This is a genomic window from Nautilia abyssi (genome assembly GCF_055388085.1).
On the sequence record NZ_AP042376.1, the window covers coordinates 604,464 to 630,873 of the forward strand.

Annotated in this window: 25 protein-coding genes; 9 read left to right on the plus strand and 16 right to left on the minus strand. The window is 34.7% G+C overall.

Going from position 1 to position 26,410, the window contains the following annotated elements; genetic code table 11:
- Positions 1-31: 31 nt before the first annotated feature.
- From metX to ACZ5EP_RS03040, 3 genes are read right to left on the minus strand one after another with little or no spacing between them, the layout of a single operon-like run.
- Positions 32-1,144, minus strand: coding sequence for a homoserine O-acetyltransferase MetX (metX, locus tag ACZ5EP_RS03030; protein WP_127680301.1), 1,113 nt, complete (start codon positions 1,142-1,144; stop codon positions 32-34).
- 25 nt (positions 1,145-1,169) lie between these two features.
- On the minus strand, positions 1,170-3,392 hold the full coding sequence (locus ACZ5EP_RS03035; protein WP_464509379.1) for an EAL domain-containing protein: 2,223 nt from the start codon (positions 3,390-3,392) through the stop codon (positions 1,170-1,172).
- Positions 3,376-4,638: an O-acetylhomoserine aminocarboxypropyltransferase/cysteine synthase family protein gene (locus ACZ5EP_RS03040; protein ID WP_464509380.1), complete on the minus strand. Its 1,263-nt coding sequence runs from the start codon at positions 4,636-4,638 to the stop codon at positions 3,376-3,378. The genes ACZ5EP_RS03035 and ACZ5EP_RS03040 overlap by 17 nt, the downstream gene beginning before the upstream one ends.
- A 49-nt stretch (positions 4,639-4,687) precedes the next feature.
- Between ACZ5EP_RS03040 and cmoA the strand changes: the two genes are divergently transcribed.
- Positions 4,688-5,392: a carboxy-S-adenosyl-L-methionine synthase CmoA gene (gene cmoA, locus ACZ5EP_RS03045; protein ID WP_464509381.1), complete on the plus strand. Its 705-nt coding sequence runs from the start codon at positions 4,688-4,690 to the stop codon at positions 5,390-5,392.
- Here the strand turns inward: cmoA and flhA are convergent, their stop codons facing one another.
- From flhA to ACZ5EP_RS03060, 3 genes are read right to left on the minus strand one after another with little or no spacing between them, the layout of a single operon-like run.
- Positions 5,393-7,582: a flagellar biosynthesis protein FlhA gene (gene flhA / locus ACZ5EP_RS03050; RefSeq protein ID WP_464509631.1), complete on the minus strand. Its 2,190-nt coding sequence runs from the start codon at positions 7,580-7,582 to the stop codon at positions 5,393-5,395.
- Positions 7,572-7,988 (minus strand): RrF2 family transcriptional regulator, encoded by a 417-nt coding sequence (locus ACZ5EP_RS03055; protein ID WP_127680291.1) that lies wholly within the window; start codon positions 7,986-7,988, stop codon positions 7,572-7,574. Before ACZ5EP_RS03055 ends, flhA begins: the two co-directional genes overlap by 11 nt.
- A gap of 40 nt (positions 7,989-8,028) precedes the next feature.
- Entirely contained in the window at positions 8,029-9,879 is a 1,851-nt protein-coding gene (locus ACZ5EP_RS03060) for a sensor histidine kinase (protein ID WP_464509382.1), read from the minus strand.
- Positions 9,880-10,017: 138 nt separating this feature from the next.
- On the opposite strand from ACZ5EP_RS03060, the gene rpsO reads away from it, so the two are divergent.
- Positions 10,018-10,293: a 30S ribosomal protein S15 gene (rpsO, locus tag ACZ5EP_RS03065; protein WP_127680287.1), complete on the plus strand. Its 276-nt coding sequence runs from the start codon at positions 10,018-10,020 to the stop codon at positions 10,291-10,293.
- Between the two features lie 90 nt (positions 10,294-10,383).
- Here the strand turns inward: rpsO and ACZ5EP_RS03070 are convergent, their stop codons facing one another.
- Both ACZ5EP_RS03070 and hisD read right to left on the minus strand, forming a co-directional pair.
- Complete coding sequence (locus ACZ5EP_RS03070) at positions 10,384-10,830, minus strand: hypothetical protein (protein WP_464509383.1); 447 nt, start codon at positions 10,828-10,830, stop codon at positions 10,384-10,386.
- A complete protein-coding gene (hisD, locus tag ACZ5EP_RS03075; RefSeq protein WP_464509384.1) occupies positions 10,831-12,120 on the minus strand; it encodes a histidinol dehydrogenase in 1,290 nt (429 codons plus the stop codon).
- Positions 12,121-12,191: 71 nt separating this feature from the next.
- Between hisD and ACZ5EP_RS03080 the strand changes: the two genes are divergently transcribed.
- From ACZ5EP_RS03080 to ACZ5EP_RS03095, 4 genes are read left to right on the plus strand one after another with little or no spacing between them, the layout of a single operon-like run.
- Positions 12,192-12,908: an ABC transporter permease gene (locus ACZ5EP_RS03080; RefSeq protein ID WP_464509385.1), complete on the plus strand. Its 717-nt coding sequence runs from the start codon at positions 12,192-12,194 to the stop codon at positions 12,906-12,908.
- Between the two features lie 21 nt (positions 12,909-12,929).
- Complete coding sequence (locus ACZ5EP_RS03085; protein ID WP_127680279.1) at positions 12,930-13,187, plus strand: hypothetical protein; 258 nt, start codon at positions 12,930-12,932, stop codon at positions 13,185-13,187.
- Complete coding sequence (locus tag ACZ5EP_RS03090) at positions 13,180-13,488, plus strand: hypothetical protein (protein ID WP_127680277.1); 309 nt, start codon at positions 13,180-13,182, stop codon at positions 13,486-13,488. The genes ACZ5EP_RS03085 and ACZ5EP_RS03090 overlap by 8 nt, the downstream gene beginning before the upstream one ends.
- Positions 13,481-13,741, plus strand: coding sequence for a hypothetical protein (locus ACZ5EP_RS03095; RefSeq protein WP_127680275.1), 261 nt, complete (start codon positions 13,481-13,483; stop codon positions 13,739-13,741). The genes ACZ5EP_RS03090 and ACZ5EP_RS03095 overlap by 8 nt, the downstream gene beginning before the upstream one ends.
- Here ACZ5EP_RS03095 and gpmA read toward each other — a convergent pair.
- Positions 13,738-14,427: a 2,3-diphosphoglycerate-dependent phosphoglycerate mutase gene (gene gpmA, locus ACZ5EP_RS03100; RefSeq protein WP_464509386.1), complete on the minus strand. Its 690-nt coding sequence runs from the start codon at positions 14,425-14,427 to the stop codon at positions 13,738-13,740. The genes ACZ5EP_RS03095 and gpmA overlap by 4 nt on opposite strands.
- 18 nt (positions 14,428-14,445) lie before the next feature.
- The gene (locus ACZ5EP_RS03105; RefSeq protein WP_464509387.1) at positions 14,446-14,952 is read right to left on the minus strand and encodes a stationary phase survival protein SurE; all 507 of its coding nucleotides are present in this window, start codon (positions 14,950-14,952) and stop codon (positions 14,446-14,448) included.
- A gap of 23 nt (positions 14,953-14,975) precedes the next feature.
- On the opposite strand from ACZ5EP_RS03105, the gene surE reads away from it, so the two are divergent.
- From surE to ACZ5EP_RS03120, 3 genes are read left to right on the plus strand one after another with little or no spacing between them, the layout of a single operon-like run.
- Positions 14,976-15,743: a 5'/3'-nucleotidase SurE gene (gene surE, locus ACZ5EP_RS03110; protein ID WP_464509388.1), complete on the plus strand. Its 768-nt coding sequence runs from the start codon at positions 14,976-14,978 to the stop codon at positions 15,741-15,743.
- On the plus strand, positions 15,736-16,980 hold the full coding sequence (locus ACZ5EP_RS03115; protein WP_464509389.1) for a YcaO-like family protein: 1,245 nt from the start codon (positions 15,736-15,738) through the stop codon (positions 16,978-16,980). The genes surE and ACZ5EP_RS03115 overlap by 8 nt, the downstream gene beginning before the upstream one ends.
- The gene (locus ACZ5EP_RS03120; protein ID WP_464509390.1) at positions 16,970-17,596 is read left to right on the plus strand and encodes a tRNA threonylcarbamoyladenosine dehydratase; all 627 of its coding nucleotides are present in this window, start codon (positions 16,970-16,972) and stop codon (positions 17,594-17,596) included. Before ACZ5EP_RS03115 ends, ACZ5EP_RS03120 begins: the two co-directional genes overlap by 11 nt.
- 206 nt (positions 17,597-17,802) lie before the next feature.
- On the opposite strand, the gene ACZ5EP_RS03125 is transcribed toward ACZ5EP_RS03120, so the two are convergent.
- From ACZ5EP_RS03125 to ACZ5EP_RS03150, 6 genes are all read right to left on the minus strand, one after another.
- The gene (locus ACZ5EP_RS03125; RefSeq protein WP_127680262.1) at positions 17,803-18,891 is read right to left on the minus strand and encodes a TRAP transporter substrate-binding protein; all 1,089 of its coding nucleotides are present in this window, start codon (positions 18,889-18,891) and stop codon (positions 17,803-17,805) included.
- A gap of 103 nt (positions 18,892-18,994) precedes the next feature.
- Positions 18,995-20,113, minus strand: coding sequence for a calcium:cation antiporter (locus ACZ5EP_RS03130; RefSeq protein WP_127680260.1), 1,119 nt, complete (start codon positions 20,111-20,113; stop codon positions 18,995-18,997).
- Position 20,114: 1 nt separating this feature from the next.
- A complete protein-coding gene (gene bioV / locus ACZ5EP_RS03135; protein WP_464509391.1) occupies positions 20,115-20,603 on the minus strand; it encodes a pimelyl-ACP methyl ester esterase BioV in 489 nt (162 codons plus the stop codon).
- Positions 20,590-22,074: an AAA family ATPase gene (locus ACZ5EP_RS03140; protein WP_464509392.1), complete on the minus strand. Its 1,485-nt coding sequence runs from the start codon at positions 22,072-22,074 to the stop codon at positions 20,590-20,592. The genes bioV and ACZ5EP_RS03140 overlap by 14 nt, the downstream gene beginning before the upstream one ends.
- Positions 22,058-23,221 carry a tRNA (N(6)-L-threonylcarbamoyladenosine(37)-C(2))-methylthiotransferase MtaB gene (gene mtaB / locus ACZ5EP_RS03145; protein ID WP_464509632.1) on the minus strand — a complete coding sequence of 388 codons (1,164 nt, stop codon included), beginning with the start codon at positions 23,219-23,221 and terminating at the stop codon, positions 22,058-22,060. The genes ACZ5EP_RS03140 and mtaB overlap by 17 nt, the downstream gene beginning before the upstream one ends.
- Before the next feature lie 57 nt (positions 23,222-23,278).
- Entirely contained in the window at positions 23,279-26,398 is a 3,120-nt protein-coding gene (locus ACZ5EP_RS03150) for an efflux RND transporter permease subunit (protein WP_464509393.1), read from the minus strand.
- Positions 26,399-26,410: the final 12 nt, after the last annotated feature.

The window sequence follows — 26,410 nt, forward strand, 5'->3', positions numbered from 1 at the left end:
ACTCCTTCAAAATTCAATATTTTATTAAATTCTACTTTTTATATTTACCTTCAAGTATGTCACTGATAATATAATCAAATTTATCCAGTTCAACCAAGAAACTGTCATGCCCGTAATCGCTGTTTATTTCAAAATAATTACATCTGCCGCCGACTTTGTCCATATAGTTTTTAATCTCTTTCATTTCTTCCGGAAAAAACAGAGTATCTCCGCTAAAAGATATTAGATGAAGTTTATCAGAAATATGTGAAAAAGCGTCTTCCAGTGAATTAAAACCTCTGCTTATGTCAAATAACGAAATAGCTTTTAAAATATATATGTAGCTTAACGGATCAAACCATTTAGGGAACATCGCTCCGTTGTATTCAAGGTAGCTCTCAACCTGAAATCTTCCGAAAAGTTCAAACATACCGTCCGTTTTGACATATTCTCTTCCGAATTTTCTTTCGAACGTTTTTGGAGATATATAATTTAGATAACCGATCATTCTAGCAGCGGCAAGACCTTTTAATCCTTTTTCTTTAATTGTTTTCGGATCATAATTGCCGTTTTTGAATTCACTGTCTGCCCTGATTGCTTCCATCATGGATTTATTAATGGCAATTACGTAAGGTTTTGTCTGATACGTTGTGGCTATAGGAATAATGTTTTCACAAAAGCCTGGGAAATCCACGGCAAAACGTAAAGCCTGCATACCGCCCATACTGCCGCCAACAATAGCCTTTAAATGTCTGATACCCAAAGAATCAAGCAGAATTTTCTGCGCTTTTACCATATCTTTAATGGTTATTACAGGAAATTTAAGTCTGTATCTTTCACTGCTTCCCGGCTGTATCGGTGACATCGGAGAGGTTGAGCCGAAACAGCTGCCGATAACATTGGTGGAAATAACAAAATATTTGGTTGTATCTATAGCTTTACCGTCGCCTATAAGTCCATCCCACCAGCCAGGTTTTCTGTCTCCCTCATACATTCCGGCAGCATGATGAGAGCCGGAAAGAGCGTGGGTTATAAGAACGACATTATCTTTTTCTTCATTAAGTTCGCCATACGTTTCATAAATTATCTGCCACGGCTCAAGTATACGTCCGCTTTCTAAATATAAAGGCTTAGTAAATTTGGCTGTTTTAGTTTCAATTTTCATATTGGCCTTTTTTCATGTAATTTTATCATATTAACTCGTCTAAAGGTTTCGGTTTGCAAAAATAAAATCCCTGAAACTCATCAATTCCTATTTTTTTTAGTATTTCAAACTTTTCTTTATCGCTTACAAATTCTGCTATGGTTTTTATATTAAATTTATTGGCAAATTCAACAATAAATTTTACTATTTCATAATACATTACATTGTTGATATTTTTTATTAAAAATGCGTCAAGTTTTAAATAATCCGGTTTAAGATAAAGTATATTGATAAGATTTGAATATCCGCTTCCGAAGTCGTCAATTGCAATTTTTACGCCGTCTCTTTTAACGTGTGTTATAAATTCAATAACCTTATCAAACTGTTCAATACTTTCCGTTTCTAGTATTTCAAATACTATATTTGATATCTGGTGTTTTTCCAACAGAGAATAAATAAATTTTTTCGTTTTTTCATTTGAAATATCCATATATGAAAGATTTATAGACACCGGAATTCCGTTGAATTTATCCATATTTTCAAAAACCTTTTTTATCATAATTCTTGAAAAAGCGTTATAAAGTTTAAATTCTTTTATCAGATCCATAAATTCCGCAGGAGAAATTATTCTGTTTTCGTATTTGATTCTCATTAAAGATTCATATTTTATAACTTCTCCGTTTTTATTCACTATACACTGATAATAAGGAATTATGTCTTCGTTTTCCAATACGACAAGCAGCTGCTGCAGTTTCTGAAGTCTTTCTTTTTGTGCTTCTTGAATGGCTTCGTCATATATCTTATATTTAAGTATTTTATCTTTATAAGCCAGTTTCAGTGCTGTTTCCGCAGTTTCAAGAAGCTTTCCTTTCATAAAGCTGGCTCCGACTGAAAAGTTGATTTTTATATCGTTATATTTAATATCCATTCTAACAATTTCTTTTAAATCTTCTTCTTTAACGATATAAGTTAAACCTATGGCAAACTCGTCGCTTCCTATTCTGTATACATGTTTGTATTTTTTAGTAAGTTCTTTTGCAATAAGCACTAATATCTCATCACCTGTTTCATATCCGAATATATCGTTTAAATCAGAAAAATCATCTATATCAATTAAACATACCGATTTATAATTTTCAATATCTTCAATCAGTTTATTTCTGTTAGGCAGACATGTGAGCCTGTCGTAATAAACCCTTTTCATAAGTTCTTTTTGGGACTGTTCATAGTTGTTTTTAAGTTTTTCATACTGTGAAATAGTCTGTTTCATGATTTTTTTGGAAATAAGATATGCAATAAAGAAACTAACCAGTACGAAAAGCAAAAGAAGAACGATAGTAAATGTCAGCAGTTCTTTAACGTCATTAATAATATCTTCCTGTATAGACTTAATGTCTTTCATAACCTGCGAATAATAAAACCCTTTTACAAAAACGTAATTATAAGGTCTGTAAATCGTAAAATACGAAAATTTTTCTTCTTCGAGACCGGTTTTAGGGTTTTTATAATAGTAGCTGATAAAACATCCGTTTTTTCGTTTAAGACAGTTAAAATACTCTCTTTTATAATACTTGCCTTTAATATCGGATTTGTCCAAGTCCAGCTCTTTGCCTATCAAAGACGTAATAGGATGGTATATAATTACCCCGAATTTTCCTTTTTTGGCAAACCAGTTTGTAATCTGTCCGATAGCTACATAATTTAATTTGTTTTTTTTGTTTATTGTTTTAATATATTCGACAATTTCATTTTTAATCATATTTCTGATAATTCCAAGCCTGTAAGCCACACCGAACCTGCTGCCGTCAGGAAGTATTTTTTCTACAGAAAGATAATCACTGTTTTTATATTTTGATACCAGATATTTATGTCCGTCGACTTTAATGTAACTTTGATACAGTTCAGGGTATGTTATCTGTTTAGAGATAATATAAAAAAACATATTTCTTGTCGCATGCAGTTTTAAAAACTGCTTGCGGTTAGATTTAAAATTCATAAAGTCTTTTTGAACAAGATTTAAAATCTCTTTTAGGTCTCTGTTTGCAGTCTGATAAGTCGACACTCTTATCATATTGACGGCATCGATAATAGAATTCATACTGTTTTTTAAAATCAATTTTTCATTATTCAAAACTGCGTTATTTACTTTCTGAAACTCTTTTTGAGTTAAATCTTCAACAAAAAAAGTATAAAAAATAGTAAAAACTATCAGCCCGAATACAATTAAAAATATTGGTATTAAAAAAATCTGATTAATTAGTTTCCTCAATGGCTTCCTTTAAATCATTAATCAAATCTTCAACGTCTTCAAGTCCGATACTGAGTCTGATTAAACCTTCAGGAACTCCTGCAGCTTCAAGCTCTTCATGCGAAAGCTGCTGATGAGTTGTACTGGCCGGATGTGTTGCAAGAGATTTGCTGTCTCCAATATTTGTGACAAGCGAAAAAATTTTAAGTTTTTTAACTATATTTTTTGCCGTTTCGTAATCAGATACTTCAAAACTTACTATTCCACCCGCATATTTTAAATATTTTTCGGAATAAGGATAATTAGGATCAGACTTTAGCAGCGGATAGTTTACTTTGTTAATTTTAGGATGAGAAGATAAAAATTCTGCAATTTTAAGAGCATTTTTTGAATGTTCTTTTATTCTAAGGTGCAGATGTTCAAGTCCCTGCAGAAGAAGCCATGAATTAAACGGTGAAATAACCGCTCCGTAATCTCTTAAAAGAGCAAGTCTGGCTCTTGAAATAAAAGGATTATCAAATTTTTCATTATATACAAGACCGTGATAACTTTCATCCGGTTCGTTAAATTGCGGATATCTATCGGTTTTAAGCTTATCTTTGGCAAAAGGAGCTTCTATGATACAGCCGGCTATTGCGCTTCCGTTTCCGACAATATATTTACTTGCACTGTGTACTACAATGTCTACACCGAGTTCTACAGGTTTGATTCCGTATGGAGTGGCAATTGTATTGTCGCATATTACAATAACTCCGTGTTTTTTCGCAATTTCAACTATTTTACCGAAATCAGGCACAGTCAACGCAGGATTTGCCACACTTTCTATTAATATCAGTTTTGTTTTTTCATCAATCAGTTCATCAAGTTTTTCCGGAGTGTGTACATTGAAATATTTTGCGCTTATTCCAAACTGTTTTAAAGTCTGTGTATTTAATGTAATACTTCCTCCGTAGAGTTTATCGGAAATAATTACATTATCGCCGCTTTGTACAAGATTTGCTATAGAATAAAATATCGCAGCCATACCGCTGGCGGTTGCCAATGCGTCTATTCCTCTTTCAAGTGCCGAAATTCTTTTTTCAAACACTCTTGTCGTAGGATTTCCTATTCTTGTATAAATATTGCCTTCTTCTTGCAGATCAAAAAGTCTTGCAGCATGATCGGTATCTTCATATTCATACGCAGTCGTCATATAAATCGGCACCTGCATTGTTTTTTGTTTATCTTTTTCATATCCGAAATGCAGTGCTAAAGTGGCGTCTTTCATAAAAAAATCCTTTTTGATAAAATTACCATAATTATACCAAAGGATAAAAATGGAAGATAAAGTTTTCAGCAAACCTATCGAAAAACAGTTTGAATTCGACGAGGAAGTTGCCAGTGTTTTTGACGATATGTTAAACAGAAGCGTACCTTTTTATAAAGAAAATCTGAATCTGCAGATTGATATCTTAAAAAAATTCCTCCAAAACGGAGATAAAGTAATAGATTTAGGCAGTTCTACAGGTACATTTTTAATCGAACTTTCAAAAAAGAAAAAGAATTTAAAACTGATAGGAATTGACAACTCAGATGCTATGATTAAAAGAGCAAAAAACAAAGCAAAAGCCTTCGGATCCGAAGTCGAATTTGTAAACAGCGACTTTTTAAAGTACGATCTTTCAGGAGCCAAAGCCATAATAGCAAACTACACCGTTCAGTTTGTAAGACCTCTAAAACGGGAAAAACTTATAAAAAAAATATATGATTCGCTTGAAAACGGCGGAATTTTTTTAATGAGCGAAAAACTGATTACAGAAAATAAAAAATTAAATAAAACAATGATTGACATATATTATGAATATAAAAAGAAAATGGGTTACAGCGAATTTGAAATAGCCCAAAAAAGAGAAGCGCTTGAAAACGTACTTATTCCTTATACTATGCAGGAAAATATTGAAATGCTGAAAAACGCAGGATTTAAAGAAACGGAAGTAATATTCAGATGGAACAACTTTGCCACATTTATAGCATTTAAATAATTAACCCTCTTTAGAGTTAAAATTTATAGAAACGCTGCCTAATACTTCAAATTTGGCGTTAGGGTCTATTTCTGCGTGTGAGAGCACCACAACGTCAACACCGAATCTTTCAAGAATCTCTGCAAGAGGTTTTCTTATTAACGGATCCACAATTAGCACTACAGGAGCAATGCCTTTATTAAGTATTTCTGCAGCGGCGTTGCTTATTTCTTCAACCAGCTTATTCATCTCCGCCACGGTCAGAATAAACTGCTTCTGCTCACCCTGCTGCTGAAGTTTGTTCATCAGATACTGTTCTGTCTGAGTGTCAAACGTTATCAGTTTAAGTGTGCCGTCTTCACTTTCATAAAGCTTGGTTATTACACGGCTCAGTGAGCTTCTTACATGTTCTACTATTACGTCTATGTTTTTAGTGTATTCGGCAACGTCCGCAATCGTTTCAAGTATCGTAATCATATCTTTAATAGGGATTTTTTCATGTAAAAGAGCTTTTAAAACCCTTTGAATAAGACCAATGTTTGCTACTTTCATTGCGTCGTCAACAATAGCAGGGAAATCTTTTTTTACTCTGTCAAGCAGCGCCTGTACATCCTGTCTGGTTAGCAGCTCTTCGGCATATTTTTTAATTATTTCGCTTATATGGGTAACTATTACGGTTGACGCGTCAACAACGGTGTAACCGTTCATTAAAGCTTCTTCTTTTTTCTCTTCGTCTATCCAGATAGCGTCTATTCCGAATGCCGGCTCTTTTACTTTTTCGCCCTCTATCTCTTCAATAACCATAGGTGTTGACATTGCAAGATATTTGTCAGGGAAAATCTCTCCTTTTGCGACTTCCACGCCTTTAAGAAGTATCTGATACTCCGTAGGTTTTAAATGCAGATTGTCTTTAATTCTGATTTGAGGAACTAAAAAACCAAAATCCTGGGCTATTTTTTTACGCATTGTTTTTATTCTGTCAAGAAGGTCTCCTCCCTGGTTCGGATCGGCTATTTTTATAAGCTGATATCCGATATCAAGCTCCAAAAGTTCCACTTTTAGTATGTCTTCAAGCACTTTTTCTTCTTCTTTTGCAAGCTCTTCAGGAGACTTTTTAGGTTTTTGCTCTTCTTCTTTGGCGGCTTCTTTTTCTTTTTGAGTTTTAGGCTTAGGCGGTGATTTTTTCTTAAATTTGGCAATTAAAGACTGAATCGGATCGACACCTTTTTCGCTTTCCATCATTAAATAACCGGTAATTAAAAACACAGAACCCACAAATATCATGCTTCCAGTAGGAAATCCTGGGATAAATGCCATAAAAAAGAGAATAGTGCCTACTATTATCACTACCTTATAATCCCTGATAAGCTGCTTGATAACACCTTCGGCAAAATTTGTTTCATCTTTTGTAGCACGCGTAATGATAATACCGGTAGCGGTAGACACCATTAATGCGGGTATCTGTCCCACAAGACCGTCACCTACGGTTAATATCGTATATGTTGACGCCGCCTGGGCCAAATCCATTCCCTGCTGGAATACACCGATCATAAATCCGGCGATAATATTTACAAGTGTAATAATAATACCTGCGATTGCGTCACCTTTTACGAATTTGCTAGCACCGTCCATCGCCCCGTAAAAGTTGGCTTCCTGGATAAGCTCCGCTCTTCTTCTTTTAGCTTCCGCCTCGTCTATTAGTCCTGCGTTTAAATCCGCGTCTATCGCCATCTGTTTACCCGGCATTGCATCGAGTGTAAATCTTGCAGCAACTTCGGCAACCCTGGTAGAACCCTGTGTAATAACCATGAAATTGATAATCACCAGAATAATAAAAACTATAATTCCAATTACGTAGTTTCCTCCCACAACGAAATTACCGAATGCCGTAATAATTTTCGACACGGCGTCGGGTCCTTCGTAACCTTTAGACAAAATCATTCTTGTTGTTGCCACGTTCAACGAAAGCCTGTATAACGTAACAATTAATATAATAGTCGGAAAAGTAGTAAAATCAGTAGGCTTTGGAATATATAAACTTAATAACAGTATAAGAACGCCCACAGATAATGAAATAGTTAAGAAAAAATCGAGTATACCGCTAGGAAGCGGTACTATAATGATTAAGAGTATTGCAAAAACAAATGCAACAACACCTAAATCGGTAATTTCGCTAAATACTTTTAATGAGTTTTTAACTTTATTTATCAGATTTCATCCTTATTACGTCGTCTAGCGTATAATGCTGTATTATTTTTAAAAATTCGTCTTCAAGAAAAGAAAAGAAAGGTCTGATAGAACATATGCTTGCCCTTCCCCTCATACAGTCTTTAGGATCACTGGAGCAATAAAACACAAGAGAATTTTTATCTTCCATAACTCTAAAGATATCTATAATTTTAATTTCTTTAGGATCTCTGGCTAAAATAAATCCTCCGTGTATACCTTTAAAAGATTTAACAAAACCTTTTCTAGAAAGTGTCTGTAAAAGTTTTGCCAAAAAAGGTTTTGGTAATTCTGTAATTTCAGCCAAGTGTGTAACATCAACCGGTTTGTCGAATTTTGACAGTTCAACCAGTGCGTGTAATGTATATGCGGTAGATTTAGTAAACAGCAACTTTCATCCTTTTTGTAAAATTATACACAAATTATCTTTTTTAGTTAAACTTTATTGTAAAAATTGCACCGTTTTTTGCATTTGAAGCTTCAAGTTTGCCGTTAAAATATTTTTCAATAATTGTTTTTGACATATATAGCCCTATTCCGCTTCCTTTTACCTCTTTTGTCGTAAAATAAGGATCAAAAATTTTATACATAATTTTTTCGTCAATTCCTCCGCCGTTGTCTTTTATAGATACTGTTTTGTTTTTTGAGTCAATAACAATATCAATTTCGCCTTTTTGAACACCGTTTTCTTCAATTGCGTCTTTTGCGTTGGAAATTAAATTCAGCAGTACCTGCTGAAACTGTGTTTTACTTCCGTATACTTTAAAATCGTCTCCGTTTATTTTTACTTCTATATTTTTTGATTTCAGCTGTTCGTTAATTAATTTTAACGTGTCTTCAAGTGCAACTTTTACGCTGAATAGCGTTTTTTTATTGTCATCTTTAAAGAAATTTCTGAAATCATCAATAGTAGAGCTCATAAAAAATATTGTTTTCATGTTTTTTTCCACGAATTTGTCAAGTGCGTCTTCGTCACATCCGTGTTCTTCCACATATTCAGGAAGCAGCTGAAGATTTATGGCCAGCGTATTAAGCGGCTGTCTCCACTGGTGGGCGATGGCGCCGATCATTTCACCCATTGCGGCCAGTCTCGTCTGGTGTGCAAGTATCTGATCTTTTTTTGATATTTCATCAACAGCTTTTTGAACTCTGTATTCCAATGACTGGTTTAATTCTCTTATCTTTTCGTTGTACTGTCTTAATTTTCTGTTTTTGAATGCCAATACAATCAAAAATATTAAAATCACACCAATAACAGCGATAAACGTAACAATCCACTCTTTGTATATCTCCCAGAAAGTAGTAGGCTTATTGACATATATTGCGTTTTTGTAACCGAGCGAATAAGCATCTATTCCGAATTTTTCCAGATTCTTAACGTTTAAATACATTTTATTTGCTTTTTCAAATGTATAGGGAATGTGTTCAATCGGAACGCCCTGAAGATATTCAAGCACTTTCTTAGCCACCTCTTCACCCTGTGAAAAGGCATCTGTCACTTTACCGCCTATAATATTCGTATTAGGAATGTTTGCAAATATATCGGTGTGTACGATCATAGGATCGTTATATACTTTTGATATCATCTGGGAGGCTATGACATAATTTACATGTCTTCCGTTTAAATGGTAGCTAGAAGGAGTTAAGAGCATCATAACGGAATTTTTATGATAATTTTTCAGCTTATTTAAAACTTCGTTCAGGTCTTTTGTGTTTATAACTATAAATTTGATATTTTTAATGTGTTTAAAAGCATTTAGATACTGTTTTACAACCAGTGTACCTGAAATTGATGCGTCAGATACGATATATACGTATTTTAGATCTTTTTTTATTTTTTCGGCAAATTTTAAATTTTCAAGAGGCTCTTTTTTTTCAAATACGCCGGTATATATGTATTTGTCCAATATGTCCGCAAGACTAAGGTTGTTTACTCCGCAAAAGAAAACTTTGGCATTTTTAAAAAGACCGTCGTTTTTGTATTTTCTTACGAAATTTAATGCATTGTCGTCGGTCGTTATGATAATATCGAATTTGATACCTTTGTATTTATTATTTAAATAATTGTAATAATTATACATTCTTATCGGATTAGGTCTGAAGATTTTCGTATCCATAAATTCTATATATTTTTTTAAGTCTTTTTTACCCCTAAGGGTTTTAAGGATACCTTCAAGCTCTCCTTTAGTCCAGGCAAGCTGTATGGAATATGAGTTTAAAATCAGTACGTTTTTTGCAAAAAGCGACATTACTAAAAATAAAACGGTAATTAATATTCTCATATTTACACTCCGGTTATAAAACTGATGCTAATTTTATCGTAAACAGACATAAATGTAAATTTGCTTTTTTTACAAAAAAGGTGTATACTTTCATTTCAATTCAATGAAAATTGAAAATTTACCAATCAGGAGGCTGACATGGCTTTGGATTCGGCGAAAAAAAGAGAAATTATCGCTAAATTCGGAAATGATGAAAAAGATACTGGAAGTCCTGCGGTTCAAATCGCATTATTGACTGAAAGAATCAATGAAATCAACGAACATTTACAAACACACAAACACGATCACTCAAGCAGACTAGGTTTACTTAAATTAGTTGGACAAAGAAAAAGATTAATGAGATACTTAAAAAGAAAAGATCACGACAAATATCTTGAAGTGATTACAGCTCTTAATCTTAGAGATAGAGTTTAATCTCTATTTCTTTTTTTATATCACCTTTAGGTGTCTGTCACTGATTTACACCTTCCGTTTTCCACATTTTTATTTTAAATAACATTTAGTTTATTTATTAAGAGCTTTTTTTTCGAGTTTATCAAGTTCGTCTTTAAAAGTAATATTTTTGGGCAATATACTTCCGTGGTAATAATCAAAAAGTTTTTTGTGTCTGTTTTTATGAAAAAGAATCTTTTCAAAAAATTCAAAACTTTTTTCTTTATTTTGCGCAACTACAAAATTTTCATTAAAAAGCTTTAATGCGGTTAAAAGATCCGATGTGGTTGATTTTGGATTGTTTGCTATTTTTAACAAATCCTCAAGTGTCAGCTCTTTATTTTTATTTGTAGCGGTTTTCTTTTTGTTTTTGTTTTTTCTTGCGAGATAAAAAATTATCAGCAGGCATAAAAACGTGATAATCCCGAGATAAGCCAGAAATGCCAAAGGCGTACTCGGAAAAACATTCCATACTGTGTCGCTTACAAAAGAGAAAAAAGAAAGTATTTTTTCTCTCAATTATTTAAGTCTTTCTAAAACTGATTTTTCATGTGCGGTAAGTCCTTCGGTATGGGCAAGCAGCGCACATTCTTCTCCCATTTCTTTTATCGCTTCCCTGCTGAATGAAATAATTGATGATTTTTTCATAAATATTTCAACATTCAAAGGAGAATAAAATTTAGCCGTACCGCCGGTCGGAAGGGTGTGGTTAGGCCCCGCTATGTAATCCCCGATAGGTTCCGGAGTATTTTCTCCTAAAAATATGGCGCCGGCGTGTTTTATTTTAGGAAGAAGATCAAAAGGATTGGCAGTAACTATTTCCAAATGTTCAGGGGCAATTTCATTCATAAGATCAATTGCTTCTTCTATTGATCCGGCTATTATTATCGCTCCCCTTTCTTCTATAGATTTTCTCGCTATTTCCTCTCTTTCAAGTTCTGCTAAAAACCTGTACACCTCATCTTTTGTTTTTAAAGCCAGCTCTTCAGAATCTGTAATCATTATAGAACTTGCCATTTCATCATGCTCGGCCTGTGAAAGAAGATCTATAGCCATATAATTCGGTTTAGCTGTTTTATCGGCAATAATACCTATTTCACTTGGTCCCGCGATCATATCTATATTAACTTCTCCGTAAACAAGTTTTTTGGCTGTTGCTACAAATATATTACCGGGACCAGTAATTACATCCACTTTAGGAACTGTTTCGGTTCCGTAAGCCATTGCTGCTATGGCGCTGGCTCCTCCGACTTTAAATGTTTTAGGACATCCGCATATATATAACGCGCCTAAAAGCAGTTTATTCGGTTTGTTTTCAATAACGGGCGTAGTTACCACTATCTCTTTTACACCAGCTACAATAGCCGGTATAACATTCATCAAAAGTGAACTCGGATAAAAAGCCTTACCGCCGGGAACATACACTCCGGCTCTGTCAACCGGTGTGACTTTCTGACCCAATACCGTGCCGTTGTCTTCAAAAGTCAGCCATGTTTTGGGCATCTGTTTTTCATGATACGATTTTATTCTGTCAAATGCCAGGTGAAGAGCGCTTTTTAATTTATCATCTAAGTTTTCATATGCGTTTTTCATCTCTTCTTCAGAGATTTCAAGTTCTCTGTCCGTTTCGGGAGACCATTTGTCAAATTTTGATATATGTCTGAAGAGAGCAATGTTGCCTTCTGTTTTAACTTCGTTTATTATATTTTTAACTATTCCCTCAACATTTTCAATATCCATTTTACCGCGTGTTAATATTTCGTTAAACTCTTTTTCAAACTCTGAAGAAGTTGTTTTTATAATTTTCATAACTTCCCTTTTTTTAAGAAATTGTATCAAATTTATCTCATAAATGTTAAAATTTCAAAAAAAGGCTCTGTATGCAAATCAGTCTTGTCGGCTTTAGTTTTATTCTTATTTTAATCCCGTTAATAATTTCATACAAATTCAGAATAGGCATAGAAAAAGAACTCTTAATAAATTCTCTAAGAGCATTTTTACAACTCACCGCTTTAGGTTTTGTTTTAGGTTTTATTTTTAAAATCACAAATCCTGTTTATTATATTCCTATAGTGCTGGCAATGCTTTTATATTCCGCTTATATAGCCAAAAAAAGAAGCGAATTCAGTTTTAAAGCGGCTTTTTGGTCGTTAACTCTCAGCACGGTTATTATATTGACGATACTTATAGTTTTTAAAATAATTTCTCTTAAACCAAACGAGTTTATACCCATTGCCGGAATGATTATAGGCAATTCTTTAAACACATACACGCTTACAATAGAAAGAATAAGACGCGAACTAGAACTTCAAAAAGAGCTTATCGAAGCATTTATCGCCATAGGAGCCAATATAAAAGAAGCTTTGAAAATAATGCAGCGTCAGGCTATAAAAGCCGCACTTATACCGGTTAACAACATGCTTCAGACGATTGGAGTTGTGGCAATTCCGGGTATTACAACAGGTATGCTGCTCGCAGGTGCCAGTCCTTTGGAAGCCGTAAGTTATCAGATAGTCATTATTTATATGTTAGTTAGTATCAATCTGTTCAGTGCGCTTTTCGGAAGTATGTTCTTTATTAAGCAAAAAGTGCTATAATATAAAAAAAAGGAGTCCGTCATGCAACAACAGGATTTAAAAAAAGAGATCGAAGAATTAAAAGAAATGGTAAAAACTTTAAGTGAAAAAGTAAATAAAAACACTCTGAGCGATTTAATTCCGCAGGAAGAACTTGAAAAACTGGAAAAAATTAAAAATGAGACAAAAGAACTGATTGAAAAATCAAAAATTAAAGAAAACCCTTTAAGTGCGGCTATAGTGGCCGGAATAGCAGGTTTTTTAATAGGAAAAATATTCTGCGGGGACAAACATGAGTAAAGTTACAATAAGTGACTTTTTACTTGCCGTATCAGATTTAATTGAAGCGCAGAGCAATGCTTTAAAACAGGAATGGAGCGAATTTTTTAAAGAAGAGAGAAAAAAGCTGAATTATTTATCGAAAAATTTCGCTTTTTATTTTATTTTTGCCGTTTTGTTTGTATTGGGTTTCAGTGTTTTTTGTTTCGGGCTTTATAAACTGCTGGAAAAATTTATGCCCGATTTTATCGCTCTTTTTGTTATTTCATTTATTTTTTTTATTGCAGCGTTTATATTTGCAAAAAGTATAAAAAATGAATGATTTAGAAAAAGCCAAAGAAAATTTAAAAGCCTTGATGGAAGGCAAAAGAACAAAACGGCTCACGCTTCAAGAGGCAAGGGAAAATCTTATAAAATGCGACCCCCAAATAGATATAGCGCCTGTTTTGTCATCATTAAACAAAGGTGATTATTATCTAGCTTTAAAATTTTTATTTTTAGAACTTGTTACGACGCCGGGCATGATTGAGTTTTTTGCACCCGTTATTGTAAAAATAATAGAAAAGAGAAGTTAGTCTAAATTATAGACTTTCTGTATATGAAGGGCCTTGTCGAATTCATAAATTCTTGGAATACCCGTAGCGATTTCGAATTTAGGAATATCTTCATCACTGATTCCGTCAAGCTCTTTAACCATCCCTCTTATCGTATTTCCGTGAGCTGTAATTAACACGTCTTTTCCTTCTACCAAAAGAGGAGCCACTCTTTCATGAAACGCCTGCATCGCTCTTATCTGATTGTCTTTTAGACTTTCGGTACTAGGAAGCAGTTCCTGAGGAAAGTTTTTATATTTAGGATCAAATCTAGGATGTCTAGGATCGTCCTCGCTTAGCGGCGGAGGCGGAACGTCATAGCTTCTTCTGTAAAGAAGAAATTTTTCTTCACCCACTTCAGCTTTTACTTCATCTTTGTTAAGCCCGGTAAGAGCACCGTAAAACCTTTCGTTAAATCTCCAGTCTTTTATATGATCAAGCCACAGCAGATCAAGTTCTTCTAAAATAATAATCCCTGTTTTAATCGCCCTTTTAAGATATGAAGAAAAACATATATCAAAACTCAAACCGGCTTCTTTTAATCTTTTACCGGCTTTTTTGGCTTCTTCTATACCTTCGGGAGCCAGGTCAACGTCAACCCACCCCGTAAATCTGTTTTGTTTGTTCCATTCGCTTTTTCCGTGTCTGACTAATACAAGTTTTGCCATATTCATCCTTTATGAAAATTAATTTTGGAATTTTATCAAATTTTTTATACCTGCCCTGTTTTTCCATTCGGCTAATTTAATTATAGCTAAATTTATGTCAAACTCCTTGTTTATCATAGGAAAAATCACTTCCCCGTCAACTGCGACAAAAAACATGTCGCTGAATTCTTTTTTATTTTTTCTCTGAATTATAAGATATGTAAGTTCATTGTCTATAGTTCTGGGAATACTTTTATCTATGCAGACACCTATCTGTTCTCTCATAAACGTATTAAGCGATTTCATATAATTTAAGACGATATCTTCCCAGCCGAGTTCATCACCTAATGAGTTGAAAATTTTTAAATCAGTAATTCTCAGTTCTCCATTCTCAATTCTCCATTTATCATTAACCCACACTCCCACGTCATATTCGGAAAGTCTTTGTTTGAACTTTTCAAAATATTCTTCAATATCGGCTGAATAAAACGGGTAATTTGATAAAATTTTAAAAGATATATCGGGACGCAGATATTTTTTATACATTAACTACCTTTTTAAGGAGAATTATGCCAAAAATTTTAATAACAAACGACGATTCTTTTGAAGCGAAAGGACTTGAAGTTTTAATTAACGCCGTAAAAGATTTGGGTGAAGTGTATATCGTGGCTCCGGCTACACATAAAAGCGCATGCTCTCATTCTCTTACGATTACCAAACCTTTAAGATTTATTGAAATAGATAAAAATTTCTATAAGCTTGATGACGGAACTCCGGCTGACTGCGTTTATCTTGCAATGGATAAAATTTTTAAAGAACAAAAACCCGATATAGTATTAAGCGGAATAAACCACGGCGCGAATATGGGAGAAGATGTAAATTATTCGGGGACTGCCGCCGGCGCTTTTGAAGGAGCCGTTCACGGTATCCCTTCTATAGCGTTCTCCCAGGTGCTCAAAAGCTATGACACTCCGCCTACTGAAGTCGACTGGTCAAAAGCTGCAGACGTTGCAAGAGAGCTTACGAAAAAAGTACTCGAAGGAAAAATAAATATTCCGCACAGGCAGATACTTAACGTAAACATTCCCAACACAAAAGAGATAAAAGGATATAAAGTCACAAAACTCGGATACAGACTCTACGGATTCGACGCTCACAAACACCATAACCCAAGAGGCGAGGAATATTACTGGATAGGTCTGCATCCTTTAAAATTCAAAGAAGAAGAAAACAGCGATTTTTTTGCAGTCAAAAACGGCTACGTTTCTATAACACCTTTAAAACTGGACATTACTGCTTACGAAACAATAGAAGAGTTAAAGAATATAAATGTATGAAAAATTACATGTCTTTTTAACAAGGTTCGGGCTTAATCTCAGACATTCGGTAACAAATCCGGAAAAAAACGTTTTTCTTTCAAAACTGACAGATTATAAAACAGGTTTTACCAGCTACGGCAAAGGAGAAAACGAACAAAAAGCCCTTCTAAGCGCATACGGTGAAATGTGTGAAAGAATCATAACAAGAAACTATTTTGAAGAATACTATATCAATAACCTTTATCCGAATATGCACACAGGTGAATTTTTAAATGAAAAGCTTAAACGCCGCTATAAAACGGAAGAAATGGAAAAAGAAGATTTAATCGATTTTAACAGCGACAGTTTTGATATTTTATCAATACCGTTTATTGAAAAATCCACTGCCAAAACCGTCTATTTTCCTATAAACATTCTGCAAAACCTGTATGCGAGCAACGGTATGGCGTTTCATTATGATTTAAACACGGCATATTACAACGCAAAAACGGAAATTATTGAAAGATACGTAAAATTTGACGTTATAAAATACGGACTGCCACTGCCTAAAATAGACCACCCTTTAAATTCTGAAAATATACAGATTTACGACGCAACACTAAACGGTAAATATCCTGTAATGGCTGCCAGTTTTATAGAAGACGGAGAAATAATTCTCTCTTTCGGGTGTGATTTGAACAGGGAAGAAGCTGTAAAAAAAGCCTACCTGGAACTCTGGCAAACGGAAATGAGGGAAAGAGGCAGATTTAACGAAAATATAGAAGAAGTTAAGAACTCTTTTAATCTTTACAGACATTTTGTCAATTTAAGCGGAGACGTTCATGTCAATTTTTTAAAAACCCCTCTGTTTAAAGTCGCAAAATGGGATTTTGATGATTTGGATGTTTTTTCACAAGAAGAATATATTAAAGTATACGAAGCCAATCCGTATTTTGCCCTGCAGGTTATCATACCGGGAATAAGCGAGGTTTACCCTGTTGAAGATATGATTTTTAACAATATAAACCAGGGAAAACTTTATTACAGGGATAAAATATTAAATTACGAAAAATACCCGGAAAATGAAATATATGAAATAATAGACGAGCTTAAATACTCTTTTGCAACCGAAATAGGAGCATTAATCGGTGTAAAATTTAATAACCCGGTATTTGCCGACGATTTCGAATTTTATTATAAAAACCGTAAAAAGCCGGAATTTTCCGAGCAATATATAAATATACTCAATCTTTCAAGGAAACTTCATGAGATATGACAGATGCAGAAAACTTTTTTCTAAATTCGAACATTTGAAAGATTTAAAAATTTTAATATGCGGCGCCGGCGGAGTCGGCGGATACGCCCTTGAATGCCTGTACCGCTCCGGCGTAAAAAATATTACAATAGTGGATTATGATACATTTGACATAACTAATCAAAACAGACAGATAGGCAGTGAATATACCGGAGAAAAAAAAGTGGAAGTTTTAGCCAGACTCTATCCCGGTATAACGCCTGTCGATATGAAAATAACAAACGAAAATATAATGTCTTTAAATATTGGTCATTATGATATTGTTATAGACGCAATAGACGATCTTGACGCAAAAATAGCCTTAATAAAATCAGCTCATCCCAAAATAATCTCCTCAATGGGAGCGGCAAAAAGAATAGACCCTACAAAAATAAGAATAGAAAGCATATGGAAAACAAATACCGACCCACTTGCCAAAAAAGTAAGGGACAGATTAAAAAAAGAAAAATTTAACGGTGATTTTAAAGCTGTATATTCTATAGAAAAGCCTGTAAAATGCGAAATGGGAAGTTTCGTAGGAGTAACCGGAGCTTTCGGATTTGCCTTATGCAGTGAAGTTCTTAAAGATTTTGTATAATGCCTTAAATTAAATTAAACACATTAGGTTTTAATAAATAAAAGCCTGTCATTGCCGAATAATGAAAGTTTTTATTTACATTAATTTAATTTTCGAATTATTTATAAGATTAAAAGTATTAGATAACAAAACAAACTAAAAAAGCATTAAAACATTTTAGTGTCAGACTCAAATAATAAGATAAAAAATTAAGAGGAAAAATCCTCTTAATCAACGATAGTTCCCTGATCTCTGATATCAAGATACCATTTAGGAAGCGTATCAGTCCATTTTCTGACAACAGGGAAATATGCTTTAATATTTTCATATACAGTAGCAAAATCTTTTGACTGGTTAGCATATTTGTTAAGAATTTTGATTGTGGCTTTTTTAGCAGCTTCATTAACATCGTCAGGGAAAACGCCGAGTTTAACGTCATATTTTCCGTTAAGAATGTTTTTAAGCTGAATTGCGTTTTGATATTCGAATTCAGTAAATATTTTACTGTGAAGCATGTTAGCCGCAGCAGTAAGAATAGCCTGATGTTCTTTTGGAAGTCTTTCAAAAGTTCTTTTGTTAAATGTAAGTTCAAGAATACTTCCCGGCTCATGCCATCCTGAATAGTAGTATTTAGCAACTTTATAGAAGCCCATTTTAATATCAAGACTCGGTCCTACCCACTCAGTAGCGTCAATAACGCCTCTTTCAAGAGCGGTGTATATTTCTCCTCCCGGGATATTTACAGGTTTAACACCTAATTCCGCCATAACTTCCCCGCCGAGTCCCGGAATTCTCATTTTAAGGCCTTTCATATCAGCAAGCGATTTAATAGGTTTTCTGAACCATCCGCCCATTTGGTTTCCGGTATTACCGCCTTTAAACGGAATTAAATTATATTTAGCGTAAAGTTTTCTCCAATGATCCATTCCGCCGGCAAAATCAAACCATGAATCAAGTTCGTTTGCGTTCATACCGAAAGGGAATGAACTAAACAGTGCAAATGCGATATTTTTACCTTTCCAGTAATAAGGTCCTGAATGGAATCCGTCAATAAGCCCTTTTGAACATGCGTCAAATACGCCAAGCGCCGGCACTAATTCATTTGCTCCATAAATTTTAACTTTTAAGCTTCCGCCGCTCAGCTCTTTAACTTTATCAGCAAACCAGAGCATATTTGTTCCCATAATAGGAAGCGTCTTCGGCCATGAAAGACAGATTTTAAGAGTTTTAGTGCTTCTAGCATAAAGGTTCGTCGTAAAAGTAGATGCCGCTACAGCCCCTACCCCTGCAGTTTTAAGAAATTTTCTTCTATCCATTTTTTCTCCTTTATAATTTTTAACGTTTCATTTTATCATAATTAACCGGAAATTTAATAAAAAGATAACTTTTACTTATAAAAAAGGGAAAAAAAGAAATAGTTTAATAAAAAATGGCTATTACGGCGTAACTTAAAAAGAGCATTAAGTGAGAAAGTCCCTCAAGATAATTGGTTTCACCGTCTTCGGTGGTTTTCCATACAAGAATAATCGTAAGTATTAAAGCTCCAACCTGAAGCGGGGTAAAATCAAGAGTAAGATTTACACCCACTATCAATGATAAGAATATCAAAGAAGGAACAGTTAAAAGTATGCTGACAGTGCTCGCTCCCATTGCTATGTTTACAACACGCTGCATTTCGTCGTTTTTTGCAGCCCTGATTGCCGTAAAAAGTTCAGGTGCCACTGTTACAAACGCAATCAAAATACCGACAAATCCAGCGGTTAGTCCAAAATTCTGAAAAACTCCTACACCGTCTTTTGCAAAAATTTCCGAAAGTACTCCGATTAAGACTAATAAAAATATCAAAAACCCGATATTAAAAAAGTTTGATTTTTTATCAAAATAATAATCTTCATCTTCTTCATCGTCTCTTTTATATTTTTTTACCCTGCTTCTTTTTTTGAATTTAAAAAAATGCACATGCGTATCCGTCTGAAATTTAAAAATAAAGAAATAATATACTGCAAGAAGAGCGGCAATAATCAAACTTGCGCTGTATAAAGCTTTTTGATCGGAATGCATTGAAATAGTTGTAGGCACCAAAAGCATAGCAGCGGCAACAAACAGTATAGTGGTATAACTAGCCGATGTGTCTTCATTGTGTACCTGTTCTTTAAAGTTAAGCCCTCCAACAAAAACGGCTATTCCCAGCAGAGCGTTTAAATCCACTATTACTGTGGCTATAATACCGTTTTTTACGGTTTCAACAACTTCCGGATGGGTTTTAGCCTCAAGCACAACCATAAATAAAATCAATATCTCAACCAAGACAGCACTAAACGTAAGTATCAGACTTCCGAAAGGCTCACCGAATCTCTCAGCAAGAATTTCCGCTATTTCGGATATTGTAACGGCCAAAGCGCCTATTCCGATTGCAGCAAAAAAAGTAGCGATAACGCTTAATCCCTGTAAATGAAAAACAACTGCCAGCGGCAGTGCACTGAATCCTACAAAAATATCCCAGTATTCTTTAAAAATATGCCTCGTGGGTTCTTCCAAATTAACTCCTTAAAAAATGATTTGCTTTTTTTATTATATAAACGTCACCGTAATTTTTAAAAAATTTTTCAGCCTTTTTTAAAGCGATGATTTTATCAAATTCTCCCAAAAAAATCTCTATTTTTACATTGTTTAACTCTTTTATTATTTCCCAGTCAAAAGTAAACAGATTTAATAAGTCAGATTCGCCGCACTCATAATCCAGATATTTTTCATTAAAAAATCCTGCTTTTTTCAAGAAATTTTCTATATATTTTCGTTTGTCGTTTTTAAATGCTCTTATGTTTAATTCAATTATCTTTTCACTGTATTCAAAATATGCCGGAGAAAAAAGCTGCAGTTTGTCTATTCTGGCATTTTCTTTTACTGCATATGTAAGCGCTTTTTGAGCTCCGTAACTAAACCCCGCTACGGTAAAAGCATTGTCTTCTATATATTCAGAAAAAAGTTTAAATTCGTTTTTTAGGCAAAACCCGTTAAAATATTTCATTTTTCAGTTTTTCAAAATCTTCTTTATGTATTACTTCTTTTTCCAAAAGTACGTGATAAACCGCTTCAATCATTCTTATATTTGAAGCATAAAGCACTTTTACTTCGCTTAAAGCATCATTTAAGATGTTGGCTATTTCGCTTTCGTCAGAAACGATACTTTCTCCCATTGCATAATCTTTTACCATTTTTACGGCAAGTTCCCTTGCTTTTTTTAAATCCAGATGTGCGTTTGAATACTTTTCGTTAAAACGGTCTTCAACACCCACTCTGCCGGCCAGATAAACCTGAATTTTATTCATCATTTCAGTTTTTGAAACTATTTCTTTGTCTTCTTCTTTAAAATCGTCTTTTACAAGGGATATTCTTTCGAAATCAACACTCAGCCATTCGGCGATTACAGCTTTACACGCCTGATAATAGCTTAGTATCTCTTTTTCTTTAGGGTTATATGTCTGAAGTCGTTTTTTACCGACCAAAACTTTGTCTTTAACGGCGTAAAAATCCTCCTCTTCAACAAAATGTTTCCCCTGTTTAAGAGCATATATGCTGGCTTCGTTTACAAGACTGGCCAGCGCCGCCCCGCTGAAACCGACTGTCATTTTTGCGATATTTTCCAAATTTCCTTTAAACGGTTTGTTTTTAAGATGAACTTTGAGTATTTCAACCCTGTCGTTAAGACCCGGCAGTTCTACATAAACCCTTCTGTCAAATCTTCCGGGTCTTAATAAAGCCTCATCCAAAAGTTCAACCTTGTTAGTGGCGCCGATTACAATTACACCGCTGCTTCCTTCAAAACCGTCCATTTCTGTCAAAAGCTGGTTTAAAGTGGCTTCTCTCTCATCGTTTCTTAAATTTCCCCTGCTTTTTCCTATTGCGTCTATTTCGTCTATAAAAATTATACTCGGAGCAGTCGCTTTTGCTTTTGTAAACAGGTCTCTCACCCTTTTAGCGCCTACACCGACGTACATCTGCACAAAGCTGCTTCCGCTTTGATAAAAAAACGGCACACCCGCCTCTCCGGCAAGAGCTTTAGCTATTAACGTTTTACCTACACCCGGAGGCCCTACAAGCAGCACTCCTTTAGGCAGTTCAATTCCGAATGCTTTGTATTTGTCAGGATTTTTTAAAAAATCCACAATTTCTACCAGTTCTTCTTTTACTTCGCTGATTCCCGCGACGTCTTCAAAAGTAACATCGGAAGTAGTGGGTTTTATAACGAAATCCTTTTCAATTCCGGTATCCATCTGCACTTGCACCTGCTGAGGAGGCTGCTGCTGAGCTGGAACCGCTCTTCTGAGCAGTACCACAAGCAGAATAAAAAAACCGAACACAATAATTACGGCTACTACCTGATTAATAAGTGTTTTTATATCAAGCCCGTCGCCTTTTAACGAAGCAAATAAAAGAAGCGCAATAATTATACCCGTTATTACGGACACTATCAGCGTATTTTTATTGGATTTTTGCATAATTTACATCCTTTATGTCATATTCTTCAAAAGTTATCCAGCCGCCTTTAATATTCTGACTGCTTTTAATCAGCATTTTATTATAAAACTGGTCATATCCTTCATAATAGCCTTTTTTATAATTTTCTACGTGGACGACCAAAGGAACTTTGTTTTCTATTCTGAAATTATAATTATTTTTTCTGACTATTTCTTCTATAATTTTAGCACGTTTTTTAGCTACGTCCCCTCTTACATCCTGTTTAAGCTCAGCCGAATGTGTTCCGTCTCTTGGAGTGAATCTGAATACATGTATATGTGTCAGAGGGTATTTTTTAAAATTCTCCAGGGCTTCATTCCAAATTTCTTCGCTTTCTCCCGGATGTCCGACAATAAAATCCGTTCCCAGAGCGATTTTTTCTGCTGCAAGTTTTTCAAAAAGCTCAAGTGTCTGTTTTACCCTGTTTCTTCTTTTCATAATCCTCAGCATTCTGTCGCTTGTATGCTGTAGTGCAATATGAAGATGTCTTTCCAGTATGCCGTTTTTGGTCAAATCTATCAGTTTGTCATTTAACTGGCTAGGCTCCAGACTACCGAGTCTTATTCTTTTAACGCCTCTGATTTTAGAAATTTTTTCTACCAGATCGGCAAGCGTGGTGCCTGTGTCTTTGCCGTAACTGCCCATATTGATACCCGTTAACACAAACTCGCTTATACCGTTTTGAGAAAGAGTTTCTATCTGTTTGAGAATTGTTTTTTCGTCAAGACTTCTTGAATGTCCCCGCACACTAGGAATTATACAGTATGCGCACTCAAAATCGCATCCTTCCTGAATTTTTATAAAAGCTTTTGTTTTTGAAAATGAAGTAATGATTTTTTTGTTTACAAAATCGAAATTTCCTAGTTTCACTCCGTTAAAATCAAGATACCTGTCAATTTCTTCTTTATATTTATGTCCGAGTACACTTTGGACTCTGCCGCTGTTAAAAAGCTCTTCACCCTGAGTATAAGCGGCACATCCGGTTAAAATTATTTTTTTATCCTGCCATTTATTAATATACTGTCTTAAATCCCTGTCGGCAAAATTAGTCACCGTGCATGAATTCACTATAATAACATCAGCCTCATCCTCATTTGCCGCAATATCAGACTGAATTGTGTTTTTCATTATTTCACTGTCGTATGTATTGCTCCTGCAGCCGAATGTTTTAATATAAACTTTCAATTATTTCCTTTTAAATTTGCTGAATATATCATAGCACAAACTCGTCATACTGCATTTAAGTCTGCGCCGTCTCAAAATATAATAAAAAATCGGCAGATAAAACAGATTCAGTACAGTACCCCACGCCAGACCGAAGCCTAAAGCAATTGCAAGAGGCTGCAAAATTGCAGACTGGCCGCTTGGGAAAAACATAAGTGTCAAAAGACCGAAAAACGTAGTAATAGACGTCAGTAAAACGGGTCTAAGCCTGTGCGAAGCGAATTCCAGTATCTCATTTACGCTTTTTGCCCTTTTTATAAAATCTATCATAACGATTCCGTCATTAACCACAACACCTGCAAGACCGACAATTCCTATCATTCCAAGCATAGTCATATTCATATCCATAATCATGTTTCCGACAATAACACCTAAAAACGACAACGGTATTACGGAAATGATAACAAACGGCAGCACCGCAGAATTAAACATAAGCACCAAAACTAAGAATATTAACAGTACAGCCACTATTAAGGATTCTTCCAGATCTTTCATAAACGCCTTGCTGGTTTTGGCGGCTCCCCCTATCAATACGGTAAGCCCTTCTTTTTTAAACTCTTTGAGCAGCGGGTCTACTTTTTTATAAAAATCTGCGGTTGTAATGATTTTTTTGTTTAATGAACCGTATACGGTTTTTGCGGCAATACCGTTGTATTTGTGTATTTTTTTAAAAGCTCTAGTTATTACAAAATCGCAGACTTTATCAAGTTCGATATACTGATTTGTTCCGGGAACCGTAACTCTGAAATTTTTAAGTTCATTATAAGAGTCTTTGTTTTTGTCTTTTAAAATAATTTTTACGATGCCGTCTTTATCAAACGTTTTATCATATTCCGCTTCGCCGAAAAAGCCTCTAAGCTCGTTAAACAGGCTCACCTGCGTAAAGCCGAGTTTCTGTCCGTAAGGATTGATTTTCAGTTTTAACTCATCAGCCCCCAGTTCAGCATCGTCATATATGTTATAAACGCCTTTTATCTTTTTCATAACGTTTTCAAGTTTTTTGATAGCTTTTATTATTTCTTCTTGAGACTTGCCACCGATACTTATTACTATATCGCTTTTGACAATACCCGCCTGAGGCACTATTACGTTAAGCTCGACCATTCCAGGTATTTTTATATGAGAAAAATCTTTTTTAAACATCTGTGCCAGCTGTTGAGCGGTATGAGTCCTGATCTGGTTTTCCACTTTGATGGGTTTAAATATCGGAGCAATATATTTATTATAAAAATCGGTAGGTTTTTTATCGTTTAAATCGACAAAAATATGAAAGTAGTTTGCACCTATGTTTGCTTCTCCTTTATTGTTCATCTGCATACCCACAACGGTAGTAAAACCTTCCACGTCTTTACCCAGATATTTTTTAAGGTCGTTTTCGATTTTTTTAATCGCCGCTGCGGTCTGGGTTATTGTGTAATTGCTTTCAAATTTTCCGTTTACGTAAATCTGACTTGCGTCAAAAGTCGGAAACAGCTGAAATTTTGAATGTTTCATACCTATACCGATTAATACAGGAACGAATATTAAAAAAAACATTAACCCGACATATCTTATTTTGAAAAAGAAAGTAAGCATTTTTTTATAGAGTGCGGAAAACTTATTCCAAAAACGATCTTTTGAACTTTTTTCAACTTTTAATATCTCTTTTGAATGCAGCGGCAGAAACACAAATGCTTCAAATAAAGAAGAAAGAATCAAAACGGTAATCATTATCGGCAGTATTTTCATAAAAACGCCTATTTCGCCTTTTATCAAAAGCATAGGCATAAAAGCCAAAATAGTAGTAGTTGATGAAGCCATAACCGGCCAGAAAACTTCCGAAGTCCCTTCAATGGCGGCGGTTACTTTGTCTTTTCCCATCTGCATATGGCGGTAGATATTCTCGCCCACTACTATAGCCTCGTCGACTATCATACCAAGAGCTATAAGAGCACCGAGCATTGAAAGGAGGTTTAAAGACAGATTCGCATAATCCAGATAAATCATTGCTATCGCAAAAGAAGTGGGAATTCCCATCGTAACGACCAGGGATATTCTCCAGTTAAGAAAAATCCACATAACAAAAAACACCAGTATCAGTCCGAAAATGATATTGCTGACAACCGTATTGAACCTGTTTCTAACCCATTTGCTGGTATCGGTTGAAATACCGAAAGTTACTTCCGGATGTTTTTCATGATATTTCTTAAGAATCTGTCTGATTTTTTGACTGATAGCAATCGCGTCTCCGCTTTCGCCTTTTCTGACATCAATGGTAATATTTGGAATTCCGTCGTATTTGCCAATCTGTGTAGGAGTGGCATACTCTTTTTTTATATCGGCTATATCTTTTAATCTGACTTTTACGTTTCCTACAGTAATTATCATATTCTTAAACTGTTCAAGGTTTTTCGGATACATTGAAATAAAATAGTGTTTTTTGCCTTCTATTTTTCCGACCGGAAATATAGTGGAAACCTGAGAAAGAACATTTATAAGCTGAGATTTGTTTATACCCAGACTTTCTATTTTCTGATTATCAAGTTTAAAATATATATTTTTGTCACTGTCACCACGAATGTCAATCTGGGTAAGGTCTTTAATCTGAGAAAGAATTTTTTTAACGTTGTCGGCGTCTTTAAGCAGCTGGTCTTTGTTTAAAACGTTGCTCGCTACGGATATAAACATCAAAGGAAAAGCTTTTTTTGCAATAGTGACACTCGGTTCGCTCATATCACTTGGAAGGTCTTTTTTTAAGTTTGACGTTATTGTTTTAAATTCGCTCAGGAGCTCCAGTTTATTTGCTCCCGGTTTTAAATTTACGGTTATTGTAAAACTTCCGTTTCTGATAACGCTTTCAACGGATGAAACTTCCTGATAGCTTTTCAGATCGTCTTCTATCTGCGTAACCGCCATTTTATCAAGAGTTTCAGGACTGGCGCCGGGATATCCGCCCTGTATAAGGATCTTATCAAGTGTTGCGGGAGGAAAAAGCTCTTTTGCTACGTTTCTGTAAGCCAAAATAGAAGATATAATCACAATTAAAAAAAGAACATGCGTAAATACCGCATTTTTAATAAAAAATTCTATAAATCTCTTCATATATCCTCTTTT